This is a genomic window from Acidovorax sp. HMWF018, from assembly GCF_003061035.1.
Lineage (GTDB): Bacteria > Pseudomonadota > Gammaproteobacteria > Burkholderiales > Burkholderiaceae_C > Acidovorax > Acidovorax delafieldii.
The window spans coordinates 11,989-21,458 of record NZ_QAIM01000553.1; the positions used below are offsets into that span (position 1 = coordinate 11,989).

Genomic DNA, 9,470 nt, shown 5'->3' on the forward strand with positions numbered 1-9,470 from the left:
CTCGTCCTTGCCCACCACCTCAAACAGCGCGTCGGCCGACTTGAAGCCCAGTTGCACCGCCAGATCGTCGAGCTTGATGGCGGTCTTGCCCTCGCGCTGCAACAGCTTTTCGACCGCCTCGCGGCCCCGGGCCACTGTCTCGTGCGTGGCCTGTGCGTTGAACCAGGCACGCACCTTGGCCTTGGCGCGGTTGCTGGTGAGATAGCCCAGCTCGGCATTGAGCCAGTCGCGCGAGGGGCGCCCTTCCTTGACGGTAGAGATTTCGACCGTCTGCCCGTTTTGCAACGGGGTATTGAGCGGCACCATCACACCATCGACCTTGGCGCCCCGGCAGCGGTGGCCCAGGCTGGTGTGGACCGAGTAGGCAAAGTCCACCGGAGTGGCGCCCTGGGGCAGCTCCACCACGGCGGCATCGGGGGTTAGCACGTAGATGCGGTCCTCGAACAAGCCCCGGTTGGGCAACGCGCCCGCCAGGTCCCGCTCCCACGCCAGCAGCTGGCGCAGCACGGCAATCTTGGCGTCGTACTCGCCCGTCGCAGACACGCCCGCATAGCCTTTGGCGCCTGCCTCCTTGTAGGCCCAGTGCGCTGCAACGCCGTGCTCGGCGTGTTCATGCATGGCCTGGGTGCGGATCTGGATCTCGATGGGCTTTCCGTTGTCGTCCCGCACGATGGTGTGCAGCGACTGGTAGCCGTTGGGCTTGGGCTTGGCGATGTAGTCGTCAAACTCCTCCACGATGGGCTTGAACTGCTCATGTACCCAGCTCAGGGCCGCGTAGCAGTCCTTCACCGTGGGCACCACCACGCGCAACGCGCGGATATCGAACACCTGGTCGAAGTTGAGCGACTTGCCGCGCATCTTCTTGACGATGCTGTAGATGTGCTTGGGCCGGCCCGCGACCGTGGCGCTGATGCTGCGGGCGCGCAGGTCGGATTCGAGCCGCGCGCGCAGCTGCTCCATGTAGACCTCACGCTCGCCGCGCTTTTCGTCGAGTAGGCGGGCCACTTCCTTGTAGGTGTCGGGCTCCAGAAAGCGGAAGGACAGGTCCTCCAGCTCCCACTTCACCTGCCAGATGCCCAGGCGGTTGGCCAGCGGCGCAAACACCTGCAGCGACTCGCGCGCCAAGCTGGGCGACACGGGACGCTTGCTGGCCGCGTGAAAGCGCAGCGTTTGCAAGCGCGAGGCCAGGCGCAGCATCACCACACGCAGGTCGCGCGAGAACGCCAGCAGCATCTTGCGCACGTTCTCTGTCTGCACGGCCGGGTCGTCCAGCGGTGCAGCCGCGCGGGCCTGTTGCTGCACGCGCATCAGCTTGGTGGTCTCCACCGCCAACGCGGCAAAGTTGGCGCCAAACGCCTTGGCGATGACTTCTTCGGGTTTGTTCAGGTGGATGCAGGCATGCACCAGATAGCTGGCCGCCTGCATGGCTTCGGAGCCGCCAATGCCCTTGAGGATCGCGGCCACCGCATCGGCGTGGGCCAGCGTGTTCTCGCCGGAGTCGAGCGTTTCGCCCGCCATCAGCGGTTCGGCAAACGCGCGCGCACGCGCCAGTGCGTTCACCTGCTCCGGCAGGGTGTGCGCCGTGGCGGCGATGAGCTGAGGGACGGCGTCGGTCTGGGGGGTGAGAGACGCTGGCGCAGGGGGGTTGGTTTTCATCCGGCCACAGCACCTTCTGACGCCAGCAGGAAATCCGCGACTGCGGCGACCTGATCGGGCGCCACCAGCGTGGGCGCGTGACCCACGCCTTCAAACTCCACCACCTGGGCACGGGGCCCGCGCTGCGCCATGGCCTGCGCCGTATCGCGCGAGAGCAGGTCGGACTGCGCACCGCGCAACAGCAACGTCTGGGCCGTGATGTGGTCATACAGCTGCCACAGCGCCGCCTCGCCCGCCACTGCAGCCTCCTGCGTCAGCGTTTTGAAAGGCACGGCAATCGCCGGGTCATAGTGCAGCGCCAAGCCGCCTCCGGCGGACTGCGGCAGCTCACGCACCATGGCGCGTGACAGCTCCAGCCACTGGGCGGGCGTGTGGGGGCCAAAGCTGGTGGAGATGGCCCACATTGCATCGGCCGCCTGCTGCAGCGATGCAAACCGCGCGGGCTGCCCCAGATACTGTCCGATGCGCTGCAGCGCCTGCCACTGGATGACAGGCCCCACATCGTTCAGCACCAGCCGGCGCACAGGCACCGGCAAGGGCAGAGCGGGCTGGCCGGTGATGCCCATGCCGATGAGCCCGCCCATGCTCGTGCCCACCCAGTCCAGCGTGGTGATGGGGGCTTGCTGGTGCAACTGCGCCAGCAATGCCAGCATGTCCGCCGCGTATTGGGGAATCTGGTAGCCCATGGGGTCGGCCAGCCAGTCACTGCGTCCCCGGCCCACCACGTCGGGGCAGATCACCCGTGCATGCTGGCTCAGCACGCGGGCCAAGGTATCAAAATCGCGCCCCTGGCGCGACAGGCCGTGCACGCAGACGATGACGTGCGGGTGCGCCGGGTTGCCGGTGGCGTTCCACTCCCAATACGCCATGCGGTGCTGCTGTGCGGGAGCGGGTGCGCGGTCTGGAGTCTCCGGCGAGGCCGCGGGGCCTGGGCACAGTACGTAGTTCAGCGTAGGTTCAATCATGGGTGCGAAATCCGGGGGCAGCGCTCGATAATGCTGTGGTCGTTGGCACCCATCGCTTGCCCCTGAGTGCCGACTTTTTCTTGTCGTCGCATCGTAATTCATTCGGAGAGACTCCCATGCTGAAAGGCAAAACTGCCCTCGTCACCGGCTCCACCAGCGGCATTGGTCTTGGCATCGCCAAGGCCCTGGCGCGCCAGGGTGCCAACATCGTGCTCAACGGCTTTGGCGATGTGGATGGCCCCCGTGCCGATGTGCTGGCGGCCGGCGAGGCTGCGGGCGCCCAGGTGGCTTACCACGGCGCCGACATGAGCCGTGTGGCCGACATCGAAGACATGATGAAGTACAGCGCCAGCCAGTTTGGCCGCGTGGACATCCTGATCAACAACGCAGGCATCCAGCACGTAGCCAATGTGGAGAACTTTCCCGTCGAACGCTGGGACTCCATCATCGCCATCAACCTGACCAGTGCCTTCCACACCTCGCGCCTGGCCCTGCCCGCGATGAAGAGCGCCAACTGGGGCCGCATCATCAATGTGGCGTCGGTGCACGGCCTGGTGGGATCGGCCCAGAAGTCCGCCTATGTGGCGGCCAAGCACGGCATCGTGGGCCTGACCAAGGTCACTGCGCTGGAGAACGCCACCACCGGCGTGACCTGCAACGCCATCTGCCCAGGCTGGGTGCTGACGCCACTGGTGCAAAAGCAGGTGGACGCCAAGGCCGCCGAACACGGCATCTCCAATGAAGAAGCCAAGAAGCTGCTGCTGGGCGAGAAGGAGCCTTCGATGCAGTTCACCACGCCCGAAGAGCTGGGCGAGCTGGCCGTGTTCTTCTGCTCCCCCGCCGCCAACAACGTGCGTGGCGTGGCGTGGAACATGGACGGCGGCTGGGCTGCTCAGTAAGCCGGCGCTGAGCAATCGCTCTGCTTTTGATAGCTGCCAGCGTTTATTGCACTAGCGCTTGCAGCCGTTTTTATTTCAAACAGGGCACACCCAGCGACTCAGGGGCTCAGAGGCCTCAGCGCATCTGCACCGAGCCCGACACGTTCACCGTGACCTGGGCCTTGCCCGCTTCCACCGGCACGGCTGAGTCCGAGAACGACGCCGCCTTGGCCTCGGCGGCCATCATGCGGGGCCGGGGGCCGGGCGACATTTCATTGCTGTTCACCGCCACTTCGCGCAGGCTGTAGTTCGCGAATCCAAAGCCCTTGGCCAGTTCGGCCGCACGGGCCTTGAATTGCTCGATGGCCTGGGTCTGGGCCTCGGACTCCACCTTGGCGCGGGCCTCGCGCGACAGGCCAAACGCCACCTGGCTGATCGCCAAGGTCTGAATCTTGCCGGCGGTGGCCGTGATGCGCGCGAAGTCACGGCCCTCCAGCACCAACTCTGCCCGGCCCTGCCAGCCGTTGATCTTGCCATCCTTGCCATAGCGGGGGTACAGCCCGAACAGACCGGTGCGCACGTCCAGCTGGCCTGGCTGCGCATTGCGCTTGGCCTCGGTCAGTGCAGCATCCAGCGCCTGCTTGAGTTGGGTTTGCACGGTAGCGGCATCGGCGGCCTCTTTGCTGGTGGCAAGGTTGAGCACCAGCAGGTCTTGCTGCACCTCCACCGTGCCCGTGGCCGACAGCTGCACCACATTGCGCAGCTCAGGGGCCGGTGCATTTTGGGCAAAAGAGGCGCTTGCGCAGGCGATCAATGCACTGGCAGCTATCAATTTGGTAGTGTTTTTCATCATCACACGGTCCTTGTCATTGGTGCACGCCCCGGTTGCCAGGGGTGCGGGGCACCACCTTAACCGCAGTGCGCTACGCCCTTGACAAAGCCATGTCGCACGAGGTGCGAAGCTGGGCAAAACTTGTAACAGTTGGTCAAACCCGGCCTCCAAACCCGAACTTCGGCGTTCCAACTGGTCAGAATTGGCTCTGTTACAAATTGGACTTGAGATCAACATGGCCACAACACCCAATCGCACCGACAAAGTTCTGGTAGTGGACGACGACGCCCGCATCCGCGACCTGCTGCGCCGCTACCTCACCCAAGAGGGTTTTGAAGTCATGGTTGCCGAAGACGGCAAGGCCCTCAACCGCCTGCTGCTGCGCGAGACGGTGGACATCATCGTGCTGGACCTGATGATGCCCGGCGAAGACGGTTTGTCGATCTGCCGCCGCCTGCGCGCCGCCAACGACCGCACTCCCATCATCATGCTCACTGCCAAGGGGGAGGACGTGGACCGCATCGTGGGCCTGGAAGTGGGCGCCGACGATTACCTGGGCAAGCCCTTCAACCCGCGCGAGCTGCTCGCCCGCATCCACGCCGTGCTGCGCCGCCGCCCCGCCCAGGAAGCCCCGGGCGCCCCATCGGGGGACAACGAAGTCGTCACCTTTGGCCCCTTCACCTTCGATCTGGGCACGCGGGCACTGCAGCGCAATGGCGAAGAACTGCCGTTGACCACCGGCGAATTCGCCATGCTCAAGGCCCTGGTGCGCCACCCGCGCCAGCCCCTGTCGCGCGAAAAGCTGGCTCTGCTGGCCCGCGGCCGCGAGTTCGAGCCCTTCGACCGCAGCCTGGACGTGCAGGTGTCGCGCCTGCGCAAGCTGGTGGAAGTGGACGCCGCTGCGCCCCGCTACATCCAGACCGTATGGGGCGTGGGCTACGTGTTTGTGCCGGACGGAACGAGCTGATAGTTCATGGCCAACACCGAGGGCAAGCCGAGATCTTCGTCCCGCAAGTCTGTCACCGCCCCCTCCGACGCCACCAGCCCTGCCCCGCTGGAGGCCATTCGGCGGGCGCGGGAACAGCGTGCGCGCGTCGGTCTGAACCTTTTCTGGCGCACGTTTTTTCTGCTGGCCCTGCTGCTGGTGGGCAGCATCCTGGCGTGGCTACAAACCCTGCGCGCGCTGGAGTTTGAACCGCGCACGCTGCAGACCGCGCAGCAGATTGCATCGCTGGTCAACCTGAGTCGCGCGGCGCTGGTGCATTCCGACGCCATTGCGCGCGTGTCGCTCATCAAGACCATGGCCGACCAGGAGGGGGTGCGCATCCTGCCGCGCGAGCCCAAGGACAAGTACGCGCTGCTCGACCCGACGGCGCTGGGCAACCGCCTGACCGACGAACTGACCATGCGCCTGGGCCCGGACACCATCGTGGCGCAAAGCGTGAACGGAGAAAACGGCCTGTGGGTCGGCTTCAACATCAACGGCGACCCCAACTGGCTGTTGATGGACCGCTCGCGCTTCAGCCCGGCAGGGGGACGCACCTGGCTGATCTGGCTGATCACGGCCGCCGCGCTGTCGCTGGCCGGTGCCGCGGCCATTGCGCGGCTGATCAACCGCCCGCTCAAGCAGCTGTCCTATGCGGCCAACCGCGTCAAAGACGGTGACTTTGCCGCCAGCCACCTCGACGAAGAAGTGGTGACCAGCGAAATCCGCGAGGTGAACATCGGCTTCAACCGCATGGCCCAAAAGCTGGCCAAGCTGGAACAGGATCGCGCCGTGATGCTGGCGGGCATTTCGCACGACCTGCGCACGCCGCTGGCGCGCCTGCGGCTGGAAACGGAAATGAGCGTGACCGACGAAGTGGCCCGCGAGCACATGGTGGCCGACATCGTGCAGCTAGACGCCACCATCGACAAGTTTCTGGACTACGCACGGCCCGACCACGTGACGCTCACGCCGGTGAACCTGCATGCGGTGGTGTCGTCGTGTGTGTACGCGGTGCAGGACCACCGCGAGCTGCAGATCACCATGGCAGTGCCTGAGGACCTGAACGTGCTGGCAGACGAGGTGGAATTGGCCCGTGTGATCTCCAACCTGCTGGAAAACGCCCGGCGCTACGGCAAGAACGAGGACACGGGCATCACCAACGTGGACATCGCTGCCAAGAGCCGCGAAAACTGGGTGCTGATCAAGTTGCGCGACCACGGCGCTGGCGTGCCGCCTGAGCAGCTGTCCAACCTCACCAAGCCGTTCTTCCGGGGCGACTCGGCACGCACGGCGGCGGCAGGTGCAGGCCTGGGGCTGTCGATTGTGGACAAGACGGTGCAGCGCATGGGCGGCATTTTTGCGCTGGCCAACTCCAGCACCGGCGGCCTGGTGGCCCACCTGCAACTGCAGCGTGCCACCAGCCTGCCCGAGGGCGTGGACCCCAAGCAGCGCCTGCAGCGCCCATCCGTCAAGCGCCAGCTGCCCCGGCGACGGGCGGAAGACAGGATGGCCTGATCCCCTGCCCTGCCACCAACACAAAGCCCTCCATTGGAGGGCTTTGTGTTTTTGAACCGCCTCAGCGCACCATGCAAGGTGACTTGTTGTTGAACTTCCAGCCGGGGATCAGGTACTGCATCGCAATCGCATCGTCGCGGGCCCCCAGGCCGTGCTGCAGGTACAGGCGGTGGGCGCGCTCAACCTCGTCCATGTCCAGCTCCACCCCCAGACCGGGCTTCTCGGGCAGGTCAATGAAACCATTCCTGATCTGGAACGGCTGCTTCGTCAGGCGCTCGCCGTCCTGCCAGATCCAGTGCGTGTCGATCGCGGTCACGCGGCCCGGGGCAGCGGCGCCCACGTGGGTGAACATGGCCAGCGAAACATCGAAATGGTTGTTGGAGTGCGAGCCCCAGGTGAGGCCGAAGGCCTGGCACATCTGCGCCACACGCACTGATCCGGCCATGGTCCAGAAATGCGGGTCTGCCAGCGGAATATCCACCGACTGCAGCGCCAGGCTGTGCGCCATTTCGCGCCAGTCGGTGGCCACCATGTTGGTGGCGGTGGGCAGGCCGGTGGCGCGGCGGAACTCGGCCATCACCTCGCGGCCCGAGAACACGCCTTCTGCGCCGCAGGGGTCTTCGGCATAGGCCATCACACCGTGCAGGTCGCGCGTGAGGCGGATGGCGTCTTTCAACAGCCAGCCGCCATTGGGGTCCAGCGTCACGCGCGCTTCGGGGAAGCGCTCGTGCAGCGCGCGGATGGCCTCGACCTCTTCCTCGCCACGCAGCACACCGCCCTTGAGCTTGAAGTCGGCAAAGCCATAGCGCTGGTAAGCGGCCTCGGCCAGGCGCACGATGCCCTCAGCCGTCATCGCCTTTTCGTTGCGCAGGCGGAACCAGTCGTTGTCGGCGCCGGGCTCGGTGCGGTAGGCCAGATCGGTCTTTGCCCGGTCGCCCACATAGAACAGGTAGCCCAGCATTTGCACCGATGTGCGCTGCACGCCGTCGCCCAGCAGCGCGGCCACGGGCACGCCCAGGTGCTGGCCCAGCAGATCGAGAAAGGCCGACTCCACCGCGGTTACGGCGTGGATGGTGATGCGCAGGTCAAAGGTCTGCAGGCCACGCCCGCCCGCATCGCGGTCGGCAAACTGGGCGCGCATGGCATTGAGCACGGCGTTGTGGTGACCCACGGGCTGGCCCACGATGAGCGGTCGCGCATCTTCGATGGTCTGGCGGATCTTCTCGCCGCCGGGTACTTCGCCCACGCCTGTGTTGCCCGCGCTGTCACGCAGGATGAGCAGGTTGCGCGTGAAGAACGGACCGTGCGCGCCGCTCAGGTTCATGAGCATGCTGTCGTGGCCCGCTACAGGCACCACGCGCAGCTCGGTGATAACGGGGGTGCTGGTGGCAGATGGATTGGAAGAGTTGGTCATGGTGGTCAGAAAACGAGGATGAGGCGCGCCCGGCGCCTCGTGGCAGGGCTCAATCAGCGGTGATTTTTCGGGTCTCGATCACGGTCTTCCAACGGGCGAATTCGCGCGCTTGGTAGGCGGTGAAGGCTTCGGGCGTGCTGCCCACAATCTCCAGGCCCTGGTCCAGCATGCGCTTTTTCACGGCAGGGTCGTTGATGGCTGCGATGGCGGCGTCAGCGAGCTTCTTCTTGAGTGCAGGCGGCAGGCCCTTGGGTGTGGCCATGCCCTGCCAGGAGTACACCTCAGCACCGGCCACGCCCGCTTCGGCCAGCGTGGGTACATCCGGCAGTACAGGGCTGCGCTTGTCGCCCGTCACAGCGATGGCGTGCAGCTTGCCCGCACGGATGTGCTGCAACACGGCGTTCACGTTCTGGAACGAGAACTCCACCTGCCCGCCCAGCAGGTCGTTGATGGCCGGTGCGCCACCCTTGTAGGGAATGTGCAGGCCTTCGGTGCCGCTCTGCTGCCAGAACACTTCGGCAGAAAGGTGGTCTGACGAGCCGTTGCCCGAACTGGCGAAACTCACCTTGCCAGGGTTGGCCTTGAGCTGGGCGATCACCTCCTTCACGGTGCGCGCCTTCTGTCCGGGGGCTGCGACCAGCACGTTGGGCGCCTGTACCGGCACGGTGATGTAGTCAAAGTCCTTGAGGGCGTCGTATGGCACGCTCTTGAGCAAATGCGGCGCCACGACAAAGGCACCCAGCGACGACACCAGCAGCGTGTAGCCATCGGCTGGCGCGCGCTTGACCATGCCCGCGCCCAGTGTGCCCGTGGCACCCGGGCGGTTGTCCACCACGAAGTTCTGGCCCAACTTGTCGCCCATGTGCAGGGCCATGGCGCGGGCCACCATGTCGGTGGAACCGCCGGCCGGGAACGGCACGACGATGGTCACGGGTTTATCGGGCCAGGTGGTAGCAGCGGGCGCGGCGGTCTGCGCAGATGCGGCAAAGGCAAGGCCACAGGCGGCAGCTACAAGCAACAGTTTCTGGGCAACGAACATGAGGGTGTCTCCGAAAGTAGTGATGGCAGGCCCTCTGCGGAGCCTCGGGGGTGGATGAGAAAAGGAAGGAATCAGTCGGCCGCGTTCACTGCGGCCCGAGCTTGTCAATCAGCGCCTTGAGCTCTTCCATCTCATGGGGCTTGAGGTCCGTCAGCGGCGCCCGCACCGGGCCGCCGTCATGGC

General features: G+C 65.6%; 8 protein-coding genes and 1 pseudogene. 3 read left to right on the forward strand and 6 right to left on the reverse strand.

The window, feature by feature from the left end:
• The coding region (locus tag DBR23_RS23500) for a bifunctional (p)ppGpp synthetase/guanosine-3',5'-bis(diphosphate) 3'-pyrophosphohydrolase (RefSeq protein WP_233250701.1) at positions 1–1,656 on the reverse strand (1,656 nt) is incomplete at its 3' end.
• A complete protein-coding gene (locus DBR23_RS23505; RefSeq protein ID WP_108499768.1) occupies positions 1,653–2,621 on the reverse strand; it encodes an alpha/beta fold hydrolase in 969 nt (322 codons plus the stop codon). The genes DBR23_RS23500 and DBR23_RS23505, both read right to left, overlap by 4 nt.
• A 116-nt stretch (positions 2,622–2,737) precedes the next feature.
• On the opposite strand from DBR23_RS23505, the gene DBR23_RS23510 reads away from it, so the two are divergent.
• Complete coding sequence (locus DBR23_RS23510; protein WP_108499769.1) at positions 2,738–3,520, forward strand: 3-hydroxybutyrate dehydrogenase; 783 nt, start codon at positions 2,738–2,740, stop codon at positions 3,518–3,520.
• Between the two features lie 115 nt (positions 3,521–3,635).
• On the opposite strand, the gene DBR23_RS23515 is transcribed toward DBR23_RS23510, so the two are convergent.
• Positions 3,636–4,349: an SIMPL domain-containing protein gene (locus tag DBR23_RS23515; RefSeq protein ID WP_108499772.1), complete on the reverse strand. Its 714-nt coding sequence runs from the start codon at positions 4,347–4,349 to the stop codon at positions 3,636–3,638.
• Positions 4,350–4,566: 217 nt separating this feature from the next.
• Here DBR23_RS23515 and ompR point away from each other — a divergent pair, with 217 nt between their 5' ends.
• Positions 4,567–5,298, forward strand: coding sequence for a two-component system response regulator OmpR (gene ompR, locus DBR23_RS23520; RefSeq protein WP_015014739.1), 732 nt, complete (start codon positions 4,567–4,569; stop codon positions 5,296–5,298).
• A gap of 6 nt (positions 5,299–5,304) precedes the next feature.
• Positions 5,305–6,834, forward strand: coding sequence for a sensor histidine kinase (locus DBR23_RS23525; RefSeq protein ID WP_056064216.1), 1,530 nt, complete (start codon positions 5,305–5,307; stop codon positions 6,832–6,834).
• A gap of 61 nt (positions 6,835–6,895) precedes the next feature.
• Here DBR23_RS23525 and gudD read toward each other — a convergent pair whose 3' ends face one another.
• The 3 genes and pseudogenes from gudD to DBR23_RS23540 all read right to left on the reverse strand — a co-directional run.
• On the reverse strand, positions 6,896–8,248 hold the full coding sequence (gene gudD, locus DBR23_RS23530) for a glucarate dehydratase (RefSeq protein ID WP_056746653.1): 1,353 nt from the start codon (positions 8,246–8,248) through the stop codon (positions 6,896–6,898).
• Between the two features lie 49 nt (positions 8,249–8,297).
• On the reverse strand, positions 8,298–9,287 hold the full coding sequence (locus DBR23_RS23535; protein WP_108499770.1) for a tripartite tricarboxylate transporter substrate binding protein: 990 nt from the start codon (positions 9,285–9,287) through the stop codon (positions 8,298–8,300).
• Between the two features lie 85 nt (positions 9,288–9,372).
• Positions 9,373–9,470, reverse strand: a pseudogene (locus DBR23_RS23540) (5-dehydro-4-deoxyglucarate dehydratase); the annotation flags it as partial.